11 protein-coding genes and 1 pseudogene are annotated in these 16,058 nt (G+C 72.6%); 2 read left to right on the forward strand and 10 right to left on the reverse strand.

What is annotated here, in order from left to right:
- Positions 1 to 11: 11 nt before the first annotated feature.
- Positions 12 to 506: a hypothetical protein gene (locus GCU69_RS08200; RefSeq protein ID WP_098751872.1), complete on the reverse strand. Its 495-nt coding sequence runs from the start codon at positions 504 to 506 to the stop codon at positions 12 to 14.
- A 358-nt stretch (positions 507 to 864) separates the two neighbouring features.
- Positions 865 to 1,971 (reverse strand): glutamate 5-kinase, encoded by a 1,107-nt coding sequence (gene proB / locus GCU69_RS08205; protein WP_098751884.1) that lies wholly within the window; start codon positions 1,969 to 1,971, stop codon positions 865 to 867.
- 462 nt (positions 1,972 to 2,433) lie between these two features.
- Here proB and GCU69_RS08210 point away from each other — a divergent pair, with 462 nt between their 5' ends.
- Positions 2,434 to 4,599, forward strand: coding sequence for a hypothetical protein (locus GCU69_RS08210; protein WP_235978321.1), 2,166 nt, complete (start codon positions 2,434 to 2,436; stop codon positions 4,597 to 4,599).
- 191 nt (positions 4,600 to 4,790) lie between these two features.
- A complete protein-coding gene (locus tag GCU69_RS08215; RefSeq protein WP_098751873.1) occupies positions 4,791 to 6,203 on the forward strand; it encodes a polysaccharide pyruvyl transferase family protein in 1,413 nt (470 codons plus the stop codon).
- A gap of 159 nt (positions 6,204 to 6,362) precedes the next feature.
- Here the strand turns inward: GCU69_RS08215 and GCU69_RS08220 are convergent, their stop codons facing one another.
- From GCU69_RS08220 to GCU69_RS08255, 8 genes and pseudogenes are all read right to left on the reverse strand, one after another.
- On the reverse strand, positions 6,363 to 7,589 hold the full coding sequence (locus GCU69_RS08220) for a glycosyltransferase family 2 protein (RefSeq protein WP_156205532.1): 1,227 nt from the start codon (positions 7,587 to 7,589) through the stop codon (positions 6,363 to 6,365).
- 179 nt (positions 7,590 to 7,768) lie between these two features.
- Complete coding sequence (locus tag GCU69_RS08225) at positions 7,769 to 9,901, reverse strand: hypothetical protein (protein WP_098751875.1); 2,133 nt, start codon at positions 9,899 to 9,901, stop codon at positions 7,769 to 7,771.
- Entirely contained in the window at positions 9,901 to 11,394 is a 1,494-nt protein-coding gene (locus GCU69_RS08230; RefSeq protein ID WP_098751876.1) for a bifunctional cytidylyltransferase/SDR family oxidoreductase, read from the reverse strand. The genes GCU69_RS08225 and GCU69_RS08230 overlap by 1 nt, the downstream gene beginning before the upstream one ends.
- 258 nt (positions 11,395 to 11,652) lie before the next feature.
- On the reverse strand, positions 11,653 to 12,636 hold the full coding sequence (gene galE, locus GCU69_RS08235; RefSeq protein WP_098751877.1) for a UDP-glucose 4-epimerase GalE: 984 nt from the start codon (positions 12,634 to 12,636) through the stop codon (positions 11,653 to 11,655).
- 174 nt (positions 12,637 to 12,810) lie between these two features.
- Positions 12,811 to 14,253 (reverse strand): GTPase ObgE, encoded by a 1,443-nt coding sequence (obgE, locus tag GCU69_RS08240; RefSeq protein ID WP_098751878.1) that lies wholly within the window; start codon positions 14,251 to 14,253, stop codon positions 12,811 to 12,813.
- A 332-nt stretch (positions 14,254 to 14,585) separates the two neighbouring features.
- Entirely contained in the window at positions 14,586 to 14,843 is a 258-nt protein-coding gene (gene rpmA / locus GCU69_RS08245) for a 50S ribosomal protein L27 (protein ID WP_098751879.1), read from the reverse strand.
- 14 nt (positions 14,844 to 14,857) lie between these two features.
- Positions 14,858 to 15,178 (reverse strand): 50S ribosomal protein L21, encoded by a 321-nt coding sequence (gene rplU / locus GCU69_RS08250; protein ID WP_098751880.1) that lies wholly within the window; start codon positions 15,176 to 15,178, stop codon positions 14,858 to 14,860.
- A gap of 307 nt (positions 15,179 to 15,485) precedes the next feature.
- Positions 15,486 to 16,058, reverse strand: a pseudogene (locus tag GCU69_RS08255) (Rne/Rng family ribonuclease); the annotation flags it as partial.

The following is a 16,058-nucleotide window of genomic DNA, read 5'->3' on the forward strand; positions in this document are numbered from 1 at the left end:
GGCCGAGGGGGTCAGAAGGGCCGTACGCCGCCCGGGAAGGCCGGCCGTGCGTCCCGGCCCTCGGCGATGCGCCGGTGGTAGGTCTCCCGCCCCACCACCTCCAGGCCGACGATCTCCCAGGCCGGAAGCCGGGCCGTCGCCCGGTGCTCACCCCACAGCCGCAGGGCCACCGCGGCCGCGTCGTGCAGATCGCGCGCCTCCTCCCAGTACCGGATCTCGGCGCGGTCCTCCGCGTACCGCCCGGCCAGCAGGAACGGGTGGTCCTGGGCGAGCTGCTCCAGGCCGCGCCGGATCTCGCCCACCGGGGTCTGCCGGCCCGAGACGCTCAGGGTCACGTGCCACAGCCGGGCCGCTTCCCGCTCGCCGCCCCGCGAGCCCCGCTCCTGGTCTCCCGGGCCCCGGACGGCCGGTCCCGCCGTCCGCGCCTGTTCCTCCGCACCGCCGATGCCCGCCGGCCTCCGCTCCCCCGGTCCTCCGGGCAGCGCCTCAGGGCGCCCTCGTCTCACCGGCCGCCTCCTGTTGTCCGTCGCGCGCTCCGCGTCCCCGCGACCGGAGCCCTGTGATGCCGCTGCCGGGGCCGGTCCGCGGTGCTCGACGCGGAAACTCCGGCCCCTCCCGCCTTCCCCCGGCGGCGTCCTTGCCTCAAAGTTGACCAGTCCCGGGGCGGCGGCGGGCGCTTTTCGCGAAGGTCTCCGTGGAAAGGCTGGACTTTCGGCCGATCTGCCACCGGAATGCCGTCCGTCAGCTATCCGGCACAGCGGACGACCGGCCGCTCGGGTGTGCGGGGTGCCGTCGGCGAACGGCCGCCGCGGCACGGCGGGCCCACCGGGAAGGGCGGCCCGGCGCCGGTCCGCCGCGCGCGTCTCAGCCGTCCAGGACGACCAGATCGTCCCGGTGCACGACCTCCCGCTCGTACGCCGGCCCCAGCTCCCGGGCCAGGTCTCGGGTGGAACGGCCGATGAGCTGCGGGATCTCCTTGGCGTCGAAGCTGACGATGCCGCGCGCAACCGGTGTGCCCGTCGTGTCGCGGAGTTCCACCGGGTCACCCGCGCTGAAGCCGCCCTCGACTCCGACGATGCCGGCCGGGAGCAGCGAGCTGTGCCGGTCCACCACCGCCCGTACGGCGCCGTCGTCCAGGGTCAGCGCGCCGAGCGGGGTGGAGGCGTGCGCGAGCCACAGCAGCCGGTTCGCGGAGCGGCGCCCGGTGGGGTGGAAGTACGTGCCGGTGGAGCGGCCGGCGAACGCGTCGGCGGCCCGGCTGGCCGAGGTCAGCACGACCGGGATCCCGGCGCCCGCGGCGATCCGGGCGGCCTCGACCTTGGTGACCATGCCGCCGGTGCCGACCCCGGCCCGGCCGGCGCTGCCGATCGAGATCCCGGCCAGCTCGGCGGGCCCGGCGACCTCGGCGATCCGGGAGGTGCCGGGAGTGCTGGGGTCGCCGTCGTACAGCCCGTCGACGTCGGAGAGCAGGATCAGCAGGTCGGCGCGGACCAGGTGGGCGACGAGTGCGGCCAGCCGGTCGTTGTCGCCGAAGCGGATCTCGTCCGTGGCGACCGTGTCGTTCTCGTTGACCACCGGCAGGGCGCCCATGGCCAGCAGCTGGTCCAGGGTGCGGAAGGCGTTGCGGTAGTGCGCCCGGCGGCTGGTGTCGTCGGAGGTGAGCAGCACCTGCCCGACCCGTACGCCGTAGCGGGCGAAGGACGCCGTGTAGCGGGCGACCAGCAGCCCCTGGCCGACGCTGGCCGCGGCCTGCTGGCGGGCGAGGTCGCGCGGCCGGCGGCGCAGGCCGAGCGGCGCGAGCCCGGCGGCGATGGCGCCGGAGGAGACGAGCACGATCTCCTTCTCGCCCCCGTCCCGGGCCTTCGCGAGCGCGTCGACGAGCGCGTCCACCCGGTCGGCGTCGAGCCCGCCCGCGGCCGTCGTCAGGGAGGAGGAGCCCACCTTCACCACGATCCGGCGGGCCGAAGCCACGTCCCGCCGGTCCACCGCGGCCCCCGTCGGCCGCACCGGCTCCACCGGCTCCACCGGACCCGCCGACCCCAACGACGACCTAGCTGCCCCTGACACGTGCGGCGTCCTCACTGGTAGGAATGGATGTTCCCGTCCCCGTGAATCTACGCCGACGCGCCGACGGGGCGCGCCGCCGTCCGAACGGCGGACGCGCTCCCCCGGACGGCCGAGGGCCGCCGGCCCACCGGCGGCGGCCTGCGCGAACGCAGTGGCATGCTGCACCGTTCCGGCCGCGATTTCGCCCCGGTACGCCCGTTCGGCCCCGTGCTCATCGGTGACGGGCGTCACGCGAAATTGTCATGGAGTCAGTCAACCGAATACCGTCGGTGGTCATCCCGCGCCGTGTCCGCGTCCGACGTCCGACGCGGACGGGTCACCCCCACGGCCGCCCCCCATCCATCCGCCCCGCCAGGAGCCCAGCTCGTGCCCTCTGCCGGACTCGTCCCCCGCCGCGCTGTGCAGCTCACAGCGCTGTTCGCGATGTTCGCGGCCTACACGGCCCAACTCGCGGGAGCCCTGCTGCCGAACGTCCCGACCTTCGTCGTCGGATCGGCCGCGGGACTCGCCCTCGACCTCTATCTCCAGCAACGGCAGCCCGGACTGCTGTCCCTGCTGGGCAGAGTCCGCTTCGACGTCACCGTCCGGCAGCTGCTGCGCGACATGCTGATCGTGCTCGGTCTGCTCCGCATAGACGGCATCAGCCCGCTGGAGGAGCAGTCCCCGCTCACCATCGGGCTGCTGGCCTTCTACATGCTGCACTTCGTGTGCCAGGCCGTCGCGGTGCTCGTACGCCGCAGCCGCACGCTGCCCGTCATCACCCGGAACATCGACACCTCCGGGCTGCGGCTCTCCGCCGCGCCGCCGCGCCTGCTGGCGCGCCGCCCCGGACACCGGCTGCTGGCCTTCGCCGTCCCGGTCACGACCGGCCTGATGGGCACCGTCGTCACCCGGGACGCCCTGTGGGGCGGCATCGGCCTCTCCGTCGCGCTCGCCCTCTCCGCGGGCGGTGTGGCGCACCTGGCGACCTGGCTGCTGCCCGCCAAGCGCACCGCGACCGAGCGCGAGACGCTGGACTGGCTGGACAAGTGGCTGGCGGACTACCGGCCGACCGTCGGCATGTACTTCTCCGGCGGCACCTCGTCGGCGTACCAGGCCAACATGTGGCTCTCGACCCTGGCCGAGCTCGACGGCAACCCGGTCATCGTGCTCCGCGAGCGGTTCATGGTGCAGAAGATCGAAGCGACGGACGTGCCGATCGTCTGCATCCCCAAGGTCGCGCACCTGATGCACCTGGAGCACTCGACGCTCAAGATGATGCTGCACCCGGCCAACTCGGGTAAGACCTCGCAGGTCCTGCGCATCCCGTCGATCAAGCACGCGTTCACCAACCACGGCGAGAGCGACAAGCTGTCCAGCTGCAACCCGTACGCGAAGGCGTACGACGAGGTCTGGGTCGCCGGCCCCGCCGCGCGCGAGCGCTACCAGCTCGCCGACATCGGCGTGGACGACCGGGACGTCGTGGAGGTCGGCCGGCCGCAGCTCGCGCCGATCCGCCCGTACGCCGGTCCGCCCGCCGACGACGCCTTCACCCATGTCCTCTACGCCCCCACCTGGGAGGGCTGGACCAACGACCCCGGGAACACCTCGGTGATCCTGGCCGGCGAGAACATCGTGCGGGAGCTGCTCGCCGACCCCAAGGTCCGGCTGCTCTACAAACCGCACCCGATGACCGGCTCCGTCGACCCGCGCGCGGGCCGCGCCGACGAGCGCATCCGGGCGATGATCGCCGAGGCCAACGCCCGGCGCGGCGGCAGCCGCCCCGGCCCGGAGGCGGCCGCCGAGCTGCGCCGCCGCACGGAGGAGCTGGACCGGCTCACGAGCACGGCGTTCCGCCCGGCCGCCGACGAGGTCGAGCGGATGCTGATCCAGTCCTCGCCGGAGGCGGGCCGCGCGGCGGCCGTGGCCGAGGCGACCGCCGCCTGGGAGCGGGCCTACTGGTCCTCGCTGCCGGAGTGGGAGCACCAGGTCGTCGTCGGGGCCCGGCCCGGCATCTACAGCTGCTTCAACCAGGCCGACGTGCTGATCAGCGACGTGTCCAGCGTGGTCTCCGACTATCTGACGAGCGAGAAGCCGTACGCCGTGGCCAACACCAGCGGGCTGAGCGAGGACGACTTCCGGGCGGGCTTCCCGACCGTGCGGGCCGCGGCCATCCTCACCCCGGACGCGCAGGCCGTACCGGCCCTGCTGGAGTCCGTACGGCACCCGGAGAAGGACACGTTCGCCGCGGCCCGCGCCGAGCTGAAGGTGCATCTGCTGGGCCCGTCCGACCCGCCGTCCCCGGTCCGGTTCAACGAGGCCGCCGTCGCGCTGTGCCGCAGGGCGGACGAGCGGCGTGCCCGGATGGAGGCCCGGCTGGCCTCCGAGGTCCCGGCGCAGCGCGAGAGCGTGGCCGAGGCCGAGGTCGAGGACGCCGCGGAGGAGATCGAGCTGGAGCCGGCGGGGACGAAGGAGCCGTCGGACACCCAGGAGCCCACGGGCACCTCGGACCCGAACGACAGCTCCGGGGAGCCGGACAGCGTCCGCGCCTGACCGCGGCGCGGCACCGCCGCTCTCGTTTCGAACAGCGTTTCACAACGGACCGGCAACGGCCCTGCAACAGACCCCGGGAGGCACCGCCTCCCGGGGTCCGTCGTGTTCCGCGGCTGATTTACGATGTGCCCTTCGCGGCCCCTACGGAACCTCCTCGGGGACCTTGTGCACTCCCGGGAAGGCATGTCGCCATGAAAAGGATCCTGTTGCGCTCCGGAAAGAGCCCGTTCGAGGTCGTCTCGCGGGAGCAGGCGATACAGCGGAACGTCATCGCCACGAACTCGGGAAATCTCCTCTTCAGCGATGCGGCACACAAGATATTGCTGACGGACGGCACCGAGGTGGAGTCCAACCGGATGCGGGTGAACCCCTCGGAGGCCGCGCGCATCAACGAGGAGTACGACGCTTTCGTCGTGCCCCTCGCGAATGCCTTCCGGCCGTCCTTCGAGACCCAGCTCAACAAGCTCTCCGCCTTCATCGAGAAGCTCGACATCCCGGTTGTCGTCCTCGGTGTGGGAGCGCAGACGGGGCTCGGCTACAGCGCCGAGCGGCTGCGTCCGCTGGAGGCGTCGGTGAAGCGTTTCGTCGGGGCCGTCCTGGACCGTTCCGCGTCGATCGGAGTGCGCGGCGAGTTCACCGAGAAGTACGTCCGGGACCTGGGTTTCCGGGACGTCGAGGTGATCGGCTGTCCGTCGATGTTCATGAACGGCGACACGTTCGAGATCACCAAGCGGACGGAGACCCTCACCGCCGAGTCCCGGATCTCGGTGAACGTGTCGGCCGCCGCTGCCAAGATCAGCGACGTCGGCGGCCTCATGCGGCACGCGTACGACCTCCACCCCGACCTGATCTATGTGGCGCAGAACCTCACCGACGCGGAACTGCTGCTGTGGGGCGATCTCTCGGAGGCCGAGGGCCGGTCCGGCAGCATGCCGCTGCAGAGCAGCCACCCGTTCTTCCGCGACGACAAGGTCCGGCTGTTCATCGACCCCGCCACCTGGCTCGACGAACTGCGCGGCCGGGACTTCTCGTTCGGCACCCGGATCCACGGCAACATCGCGGCGCTCCTCGCCGGCACCCCCGCCGTGGTCCTCGCGCACGACTCCCGCACCCTGGAGCTGTGCCGCTACTTCGACATCCCGCACCGCTCGGTGAAGGACGTCCACGCCGGTACGGACCCCGCCGAGCTGTACGAGGCCGCCGACTTCGGCAAGTTGCGGGAGGGTCACCGCGAGCGGTTCGACCGGTTCATGTCCTTCCTGGACCGGAACGGACTGGAGAACACCTTCGCCCACGGGGACGGCGGGGCGGCGTACGACGCCCGCGTCGCCTCCCTGGACCTGCCGCCGGCCCTGCGGGCCTGGGACGGCTCCCCCGACGGTCTGCTGGGCTACCGCATCAGCCGGCTGCGGCAGGAGGTCAAGCGCGCCCGGAGCGAGCAGTCGGCGCTGAACGAGCGGCTGGAGAAGGTGAGCAAGGAGAACGCGGCCCTCGCGCGGCGGCTCGCCGCACTGGAGGGCGCGGGCGGCGGGACGTCGCCGTACCGCCGGGCCCGGCGCGCCGTGGGACGGCGGGTCCGGCAGGTCCGCAAGCGGCTGGGCTGAGCCCGGGGCGGCTGGGCCGAGGCCGGGGGCTGGCGGGCCGAGCCGCCGGGATCCTGTCCGCGCCCGCCGGCCTTGCCCGCGCCCGTCCGCCCATCCGTTCGCCGCCCGTCCGCCCCGCCTGTCCGCCGGGCGGAGCGCCCGAAGGCGGCTGGTGGGCCGTCAGGCGGCCGGGCGCCTCCCGGCCAGCCGCCCCACCCGGCGGCTCAGCCGGGGACCGAGGAGCCGGCGCGCGGCCCCGCGCACCCGGGAACGCCAGGGGAGCCCGCCCTCCCAGACGAGATCGGCCGCGGACAGCGTCTCCCGGGTGGCGGCGTACACCCGGTCCGGAATGCCCGCGGCCGGATCGCGGAAGAACGGCAGCGCGAGATAGGCGGTCCGGCGCCGCGCGTCCAGCACGACCTTCGGCGGCTTCTTGTCCCTGACGAACGCGACCACGTCGAGGAGCTGGTCGAGCCGGCCCTGGCTGACGCAGTGCAGCCGCAGCCGCTCGTGCGCCCGCAGCCCGCGCGCGAGCCCCCTGGTCCAGTACGCGTCGAGCAGCGGCCGGGCCAGCTCGATCTTGTGCCGCTGTATCCGCTCGCTCTGCTTCAGCAGCACGGGACCGAACTGCGGCAGCAGCGTCACCACGACCGGCCGGACCATCAGGGAGTCGCGCCGCGGACCGGCCGGCACCAGGGAGGCGATCGTCTCCATCTGCGCCCGCGCCGAGTCGAAGCGCAGGACGTAACTCCCGCTCTTGGTGACGTGCTTGCCGTCGTCGCGGCCGACCAGGTGGTAGCAGACGTGGTCGGCGACCACGGAGACCCCGTCCGCGCGCAGATACGCCTCCATGGTGAAGACGGCGTCCTCGCCCGTCCTCAGATCCTCGCGGAACGTCATGCCGTGCCGGGTCAGCAGTTCGCGCCGGAAGAGCTTCTGGGCGCTGAGCGTGAACTTGATGTTGGACGAGAAGACGTCCGTGCGTTCCAGGTTGCGGGCCCACATCGACTTCGGGGCGCCGCGGTTGACGCCGACCACCTTGCCGAGCACCACGTCGGTGCCGTTGCGGTCGGCCATGGCGACCATGCGCTCGAAGGCCTCGTCGCCGAGATAGTCGTCCGCGTCGAGAAAGAAGACGTAGCGGCCGCGCGCCATTTTCAGTCCGGTGTTCCTCGGACCGCTGGGCCCGCCGGAATTCTCCTGCCGCACCACCCGGGTCGGAATCTTGGATTCCGCCGCGAATCGCTCCAGATATTCGCCGGTTCCGTCCGTCGAACCGTCGTCCACCGCGACAATTTCCATCCGGTCCGCGCCGATGCTCTGCGCCTCGACCGACTCCAGGCAGCGCACCAGATAGGGCATGGCCTCGTACGCCCCGATGACGACCGTGACATCGGGCTCGCCCATTCTTTTCTCCTCCAACGCTGTTGCCGACATCTGTTCAAGACCGCTGTGCGCGGGAAGTGGTTGCCCGGGAGAGCGGCTTTTCTCCCGGCCGTGCGCCCGCACCGCCGGGCACGGAAAAGGAGGCCCGGGCGGACCGCGGGGGAACGGTCCGGCCGGGCCTCCCGACCAGGGCGGCGGGCTCAGCCCACCGCTGTCGTCTCCGAGGCCCCCGGGCCGTGCCCGGCCCCGCTCCGCCGGCCGCCCCGCACGGCGGACGCCGTGGCGCCGGAGAGGTCATCCGTCTCCTGGGGAGCCTGGCTGTCGTTGCGTGCCTCGGCCTTCGCCGCCAGCTGCCGCACCGCCTGGTTGAAGCGCTGCATGGAAGGCGGCGTGTCGGGGCCGAGGAGATACTGCTTCAGCTCCCGGCGGGCCCGGATCAGCGGATCGGCGTCCTCCTCGGAGACCGCGTCGAGCAGCGCGCCGATGCCGGAGGCGTCGGTGCCCAGCACGACGGCGGCGCGCACGGCGGTGTTCTGCCGCTTGAACTCCTCCTCGCCCAGGCCCGCGGAGTCGGTGACGGCGTACGGCTTGCCGCTGGCGATGAAGTCGGACACCACGCTCGATATGTCCGAGACCATGCCGTCGGACCGGTTGAAGCAGTCGTACAGGCGCGGCTCGGCACCGGTGATCACCTTGTGCTCCCACCAGCCGAACGACCGCCAGTACGCGTCGTCCCACTCCTGCCGCAGCCGCTTCACCTGCGCGGCCCGCTCCTGGTCCGCCCGGGCGTCCCGGGACGCCGCCGCCTCGTCCCGGGCGGACGGGGCCGCCGAGTGCCCGAGGGCCTCCAGCCGCGCCTCGATCCGGGCGAGTTCCGCGCGTGCCGCGGCGTGCGCGTCCGCGTGCCGGGCCGCCTCCTGCGCCCAGCGCGGGTCGGCGGCGCGCCGCTCGGCGGCATGCTCCAGCAGTGCCACGATCCGCCGGTGCGCTGCCGCTGCCGCGGGGCTGCGGGTGCCGGTGAAGGGATGCGGCTTGTAGAGCACCCGTACCGGCCGGGGGCTCTCGACCAGCCGGCGCACGATGTTCTCACCGGCCGGCATGAGCGAGGTGTTGCCGGGCTCGTCCGACCAGCCCTCCCAGGTGGGCGCGTACAGGACGGTGGGGATGCGGCCCATCGGCGCGCCGGTCCAGGTCTGGATGGGCGCCAGCTGCGGGCGGCCGACCTCGACGATGTCCTCGTCGCGCACGCCGACGTTCGCCAGCGCGTAACGGTCCCGCCCCGCCTTCCCGGCCGTCCAGACCTCGTCGTAGGCCTTGCTGTACGGATTGACGCTGGCGATCTTGTCGCTGTCGCCGTGCCCGATGAAGACGTGCTGCATCGTCGGCACCCGCAGCAGGTGGATGTTCTTGCCGACGTTGGCGGGATAGAGCGCGACGCGTACGGAGGACAGGTCCATGTTCATCAGGTGCACGGCGCTCGGCACGCAGACGACCGGCACCGTCGTCGCGGCGAGCTGCGGCAGCAGGTGGCGCTCGCGGAGCAGCACCAGCGGCACCCCGTCCACGTTCTCCATCGTCTCCAGCCACATGTTGACCTGGTAGGCGGAGTCCTTGGAGCCGGAGAAGTAGAGCACCGTCGTCGGCCGGTGCTCGCGCAGCCAGTCGTTCAGGAAGCCGAGCGCCGCGTCGCGGCCCGGCGGCAGCCGCCGGCCCAGGGTGTACGGCACGAGCAGCAGCGTGCGCAGGACTCCGGCGAGCACGGTGCCGGTGCAGCCCGCGAGCCCCCAGCCGGCGACGCCGGTGGCCCCGGTGACGAGCAGGCCCGCGACCGCGACCAGGTCCCAGTGCAGCATCTTCTCGGCGGACCGGGTGACCAGCCACGGCGGCGGGCCGTCCGGGATGCCGAGGCCCGACAGGTCGATGTTGCGGGTGGCGAACGGCAGCCGGCGGCGCTTGGTGATCAGGGTGACGACCGCGCGGTGCACCGCGTGCAGCGCCTGGAACCCGACGAAGCAGCCGAGCGCCGGGTAGATCACCGAGTCCTCGGAGAGTCCCGTGCGGGCCAGCAGCAGGACGAGCAGCAGCTGCCGCAGGAGGAACCGGTTCCCCACTCCGGCGCCCACCCGGCCGAGCAGCTTGACGAGGTAGGTGCCGCGCGCGGTCAGATACCCGTCCGCGGCGTAGCTCACGGCCGCCGCCGCGGCGAACAGCCACAGGTTCGGCAGCAGCGCGCCCACGGTCGTGCCGACGGCGCCGAGCGCCATCAGGACGGCGGCGGCGAGTTCGGTGCGGGTCTCGACCCGGGCCAGTCGCAGAGCCGTGGAGATGCCCATCAGACGTTCTCCTCCCGTGCCAGGACGGCCGCCAGCGCGTGCTCGAACCCGGGGGCGGAAGCGTCCCGGGTCGGGTCCTGCTGGCGTACGTCGATGATGTGCCCGGTCAGGGTCGACAGCAGTACGTCGAGCGAGGTGCGGGCGACGGCCTCGGAGGACAGCAGGGATTCCGCCGGCTCCCGGCCGAACGCCTTGGTCCGCATCGGCGTCGCGGTGCGCTCGGGGTTGACGCAGTTGACGCGGATGCCGTCCGCACTCCACTCGTCGGCGAGCGCCTGGGTGAGGTTGACCATCGCCGCCTTGGTGGAGGAGTAGAGGCTGTACTCGGCGCGGCCCCGGGTGTAGCTGCTGGAGGTGTAGAGCAGCAGCTGGCCGCGGGTCTCGGCGAGGTACTTGTGGGCCGCGCGGGCCATCTGCACCGGCGCGAGGTAGTTGACGCGCAGGGCTTCCTCGATGGTGGCGTTGTCGGTCTCGGCGAGCTTGCCGATGCGCAGCACCCCGGCGGTGTTGACGACGTAGTCGACGCGGCCGGTCTCGGCGTACGCCTTGGACAGCGCGTCGTCGATGTCCTCCGGGTTCTCGACGTGGGTGCCGGTGGTGGAGCGGCCGAACGGGAAGACTCGGGCGCCGTAGCGCTCCGCGAGCGCCGCGATGTCCGCGCCGATGCCGTAGGAGCCGCCGAAGACGACCAGGGTCCTGCCGGCCAGCAGCTCGCGGTAGGCGTCGTCACCGGTCTGCCGCGGGGCGCTGTGGGACGCCAGCTGGAAGAGCTTGTCGGCGATGAAGACGTCGACGGGCTGGGTGACCTTCATGTTGTACTCGTCGCCCGGCACGACGTAGATCGGCACGTCGGGGAGGTACTTCAGCACGACGGAACAGTCGTCGGTCGCCTGGAAGTTGGGGTCGCCGGCGGCCACCTCGTAGGCCCGGCGGACGGTCGAGAGCTTGAACGCCTGCGGGGTCTGGCCGCGGCGCAGCCGCGAGCGGTCCGGGACGTCGGTGATGAACTCCCCGTCCTCGCCGTGGGTGCGGGTCACGATGATGGTGTCGGCGGAGGGGATCGCGACGTCGACGGCCGTGTAACGCTCCAGGGCCGCGACGCAGTCGGAGATGACCCGCTGCGACAGCAGGGGGCGTACGGCGTCGTGGAAGAGGACGTTGCGGTCCTCGCCCTCGGCGAGTCCCTCGGACAGCGCGGCGATGGCGCGTTCGGTGGTCTCGTTGCGGGTCGTGCCGCCCTCGACGACGCGGGTGACCTTGCGGAAGCCCGCCTTCGCGACGATCTTCTCGACGTCCTGCACATAGCCGGGTGCCATCAGCACGAACACGTCGTCGATGTCCTCGGCCTGTTCGAAGATGGCGAGGGTGTGCTCGATGACCGCCTTGCCCGCGATTTTCAGCAACTGCTTGGGGATGGACAACCCGACCCGCTGACCGGTGCCGCCGGCGAGGACCACGGCAGTGGTGCGGGGGGTGGCTATGTGCTCGGACACGCTGACCTACCTACGACGTTTCATCCTGCGGGAAGGAGAAAACAATCGTTCCACCGTTCACCTGTGGAACAGGTCCAGTCCACTTGGCGGCTACGCCACTGGCACCACATTGCAACACAGCTAGAGCAGAACTGGTACGGCTTTCCGCACAACCAAAGTGCCCCGTTATGCATCCATCCCGGCCCCGCCGCACGGTATGGCGCGGCGGGACCGGGTCGTCCGGCGTGCGCCCCGCCGGGCCGCACGCCCTCGTCCCGCTCAGCCGGCGGTCTGCTCCGGGTGGCGCAGACACCAGCCCGCCCACGCGGAGGCGACCATGGAACGGACGTCGTGCCGGGCGGTCCAGCCGAGTTCCTTGCCGATCAGCTCCGCCGAGGCCACCACCCGCGCGGGGTCGCCGGCGCGGCGCGGCCTGACCTCGGGGGCGGGCTCCGTACGGCCCGTGACCTCGCGGATGACGCCGACCATCTCGGCGACGGAAACCCCCTCGCCGCGGCCGATGTTGAGGACCAGCGAGGCCGCCGGATCGGCGGTGAGCCGCCGGGCCGCCGCCACATGGGCGGAGGCGACGTCCTCGACGTGGATGTAGTCGCGCACGCAGGTGCCGTCCGGGGTCGGGTAGTCGTCACCGAAGATCAGCGGGCTCTCGCCGTGCGTCAGCCGCTCGAAGACCATCGGCACGATGTTGGCCACGCCCGCGTCGCCCAGCTCCGGTGCCGCGGCACCGGCGACGTTGAAATAGCGCAGGCAGACGGTCGCCATGCCGTGCGCCCGGCCCACGGCGCCGACCAGCCACTCGCCGGCCAGCTTGGTCTCGCCGTACGGGCTCATCGGCGCGCACGGGGTCTCCTCGGTGACCAGGTCGGCGTCCGTCATGCCGTACACCGCGGCCGAGGAGGAGAACAGGAAGCGGCCGACCCCGGCGGCCGCGGCGGCCTCCAGGACGGTCCGCAGACCCTCGACGTTCTCCCGGTAGTAGAGCAGCGGCTCCTCGACCGACTGCCCGACCTGCTTCTTCGCCGCGATGTGCACGATGCCCGTCACCGCGTGCTCCCGCAGCACCCGGTCCAGCAGCTCCCGGTCCAGGATCGAACCGCGCTCCAGGGGCACGCCCGCGGGCAGCCGGTCCGCCGAGCCGCTGCTCAGATCGTCGAGCACCACGGCCCGTTCACCGCTGCCGGTCAGGGCCCGCACTACATGGGAACCGATGTATCCGGCACCACCTGTGATCAACCACGTCATTCCGCCACCCTATGCCGTGCGGCGGCCCGGCGGGCGGCCTCCGTCCCGGTCCCGGACCGCCGTGCGGCGGCGGGACGGGACGCGCCCCGGACCGCCGCGCGGCAGCGGGAGTGCGTCCCGGACCGCCGGGTGCGGCAGCGGGACGGAGGCACGCCCGGCGCGGTCGCGCCGTCGTCACGCGAAGGGGTCGAAGCCCTCGTACGCCTCGTCCGCCTCGTCACGCGCCGCGTCGCGCTCGCGGCGGCGCTGGGCCGCCGGACGCGGAGCCTCGAAGCGGTGGTCCTCGCCGCGGCGGCCGAGCATCTCGGCACCGGACGCCATCGTCGGCTCCCAGTCGAAGACGACCGCGTCGTCCTCCGCACCGATCGCCACCCCGTCACCGGCGCGGGCACCGGCCTTGAGCAACTCCTCCTCGACGCCGAGGCGGTTGAGCCGGTCGGCCAGATAGCCCACGGCCTCGTCGTTGCTGAAGTCGGTCTGGCGCACCCAGCGCTCCGGCTTCTCGCCGCGCACCCGGAACAGGTCGTCCTCCTCGCGGGTCACGGTGAAGCCCGCGTCGTCGACCGCCTTGGGGCGGATGACGATCCGGGTCGCCTCCTCCTTCGGCTTCGCCGCGCGCGCCTCGGCGACGATCGAGGCGAGGGCGAAGGACAGCTCCTTGAGGCCCTGCCGGGAGACGGCCGACACCTCGAAGACCTGATAGCCGCGGGATTCCAGATCGGGCCGGACCATGTCGGCGAGGTCCTGGCCGTCGGGGACGTCGACCTTGTTGAGGACGACGATCCGCGGCCGGTTCTCCAGGCCCGCGCCGTACTCGGCCAGCTCCGCCTCGATGACGTCCAGGTCGGAGGCCGGGTCGCGGTCGGACTCCAGCGTCGCCGTGTCCAGGACGTGCACCAGGACCGAGCAGCGCTCGACATGGCGCAGGAACTCCAGGCCCAGTCCCTTGCCCTGGCTGGCGCCGGGGATCAGCCCGGGGACGTCCGCGACCGTGTAGACGGTGGATCCCGCCGTGACCACGCCGAGGTTCGGCACCAGGGTGGTGAAGGGATAGTCGGCGATCTTCGGCTTGGCCGCGGACAGCACCGAGATCAGCGAGGACTTGCCCGCGCTCGGATAGCCGACCAGCGCCACGTCGGCGACGGTCTTCAGCTCCAGCACGACGTCCCCGGTCCTGCCGGGCTCACCGAGCAGCGCGAAACCGGGGGCCTTGCGGCGGGCCGAGGCCAGCGCGGCGTTGCCGAGGCCGCCCCGGCCGCCCTGCGCGGCGACGTAGGTGGTGCCCTCGCCGACGAGGTCGGCGAGCACGTTGCCCTGCTTGTCGAGGACCACGGTGCCGTCCGGGACGGGCAGGACCAGGTCGCCGCCGTCCTTCCCGGAGCGGTTGCCGCCCTCGCCGGGCTTGCCGTTGGTGGCCTTGCGGTGCGGTGAGTGGTGGTAGTCGAGGAGCGTGGTGACGGACTGGTCGACGACCAGGATCACATCGCCGCCGCGGCCGCCGTTGCCGCCGTCCGGGCCGCCGAGCGGCTTGAACTTCTCCCGGTGCACGGAGGCGCAGCCGTGGCCCCCGTTACCCGCGGCGACATGCAGTTCGACGCGGTCCACGAAGGTGGTCATGACGGGTTGCCTCCTGCTGTGCGGCCTTCCGGCCTCGCTTGTTCGGCCTCGCGGCTCGTCTGTCCGGCCTTCCGGCCGCCTGTGCGGCCGTCCGGCCCGCTTGTGCGGCCGTCCCGGCTCGCCTGTGCGGCCGTCCCGGCCTCGGGGGGTGGGTTACGTGTGCTGCGGGAACCGCCCGCGCGGGGGTCGCGGCACGCACCCGCGGTGCGGCCGCCTGTCCGGCTCAACGCGCCGAGGGCGGACCGTCTTCCCGCGCGCCACTGTGCGCTGCGCTACGGGAAGGGCGGCCCGCCCTCGGTGTGTGCCGGTGTCGTCCGGCGGACGCCGCAGTGTTACTGGGCGACCGGAACGATGTTGACGACCTTGCGACCACGGCTGGTGCCGAACTCGACCGCACCGGCGGCGAGGGCGAACAGCGTGTCGTCGCCACCGCGGCCGACGCCGCTGCCCGGGTGGAAGTGGGTGCCGCGCTGGCGGACCAGGATCTCACCGGCGTTGACGACCTGACCGCCGAAGCGCTTCACGCCGAGCCGCTGGGCATTCGAGTCGCGACCGTTCCGGGTGGACGATGCGCCCTTCTTGTGTGCCATGTCTCCTCAGTCCCTTACTTCGCAGCCGCGGGGATGCCGGTGATCTTCAGCGCCGTGTACTGCTGGCGGTGGCCCTGGCGCCGGCGGTAACCGGTCTTGTTCTTGTAGCGAAGAATGTCGATCTTCGCACCCTTGTGGTGGTCCACGATCTCGGCCTGGACCTTGATGCCGGCAAGCACCCACGGGTCGCTGGTGACGGTCTCGCCGTCGACCACGAGCAGGGTCGAGAGCTCGACCGTGTCGCCGACCTTGCCGGTGGGAATCTTGTCAACCTCAACGATGTCGTCGACAGCTACCTTGTGCTGGCGACCACCGCTGCGCACGATGGCGTACACGCGGATCTCACTCTCTGCTCGTCACGGGACCCTTGATGCCAGCCGCTCGGGCGGGGCGGGATCACGGGGATCCGCCCCCGCTCGCACGCCACCGGCGGAACCGGCTGCGCGAGCGGCCTCCCCCGGCCTGTTCGGAAGAACCGCCGGGAGGTGTTTGCTCAGGGGTTTGGCGTAGAGACGCCGACGGTCAAGATTACGGGGCCTCGACACCCCGGTCAAACCGGGTCGCCTCCGCCGGACTCGTCCGGGAAGGCCCGGGGGCCGGACACCGCGAACGGTGCCCGGCCCCGGGACGGCGGTGCCCCCGTTACGACTCGTCCGGGGTCGCCGAGACCGAGGGAGCGGCCTGCTGCTCCGCCGCCGCGGTCTTCTTCGACGCCTTCGTCGTCTTCTTCGCCGTCGTCTTCTTCTCGCCCGCCTTCTTCTCCGCCGTCTTCTTCGCCGGAGCCTTCTTCGCGGGGGCCTTCTTCGCCGCGGTCTTCTTGGCCGCCGTCTTCTTGGCGGCGGTCTTCTTCGCGGTCTTCCTGGCCGGTGCGGCCGGTTCCCCGGCGGCCTCGGCGGTCTCGGCCGCCTTCTCCGGGGCGGCCGTCTCCGGGACGGCGGCCTCCGCCTCCCGCGGCTCCGGCCGGGTTTCCGGTGCCGGCTCCGGTGCGGACTCCGGTGCCGGCTCCGGTCCGGCCGCGGGGACGACCGTCACGGCCGTCTCCTCCGCGCCCTTCGGCGGACCCGCGGGGGCCGACGCCTTACGGGTCGCCCGGCGCCGCGTACGCGCCGGCGGAGCAGCCTCGGCGGCGGGCTCGGACACGGCCGCGGCCTCCGGGGCGGGTGCCGCCTCCGGCTCGGCCGTGACGACCGGCTCCGGCGCGGCCTGCTGCTCCGA

It is taken from the genome of Streptomyces lycii (assembly GCF_009735685.1).
GTDB lineage: Bacteria > Actinomycetota > Actinomycetes > Streptomycetales > Streptomycetaceae > Streptomyces > Streptomyces lycii.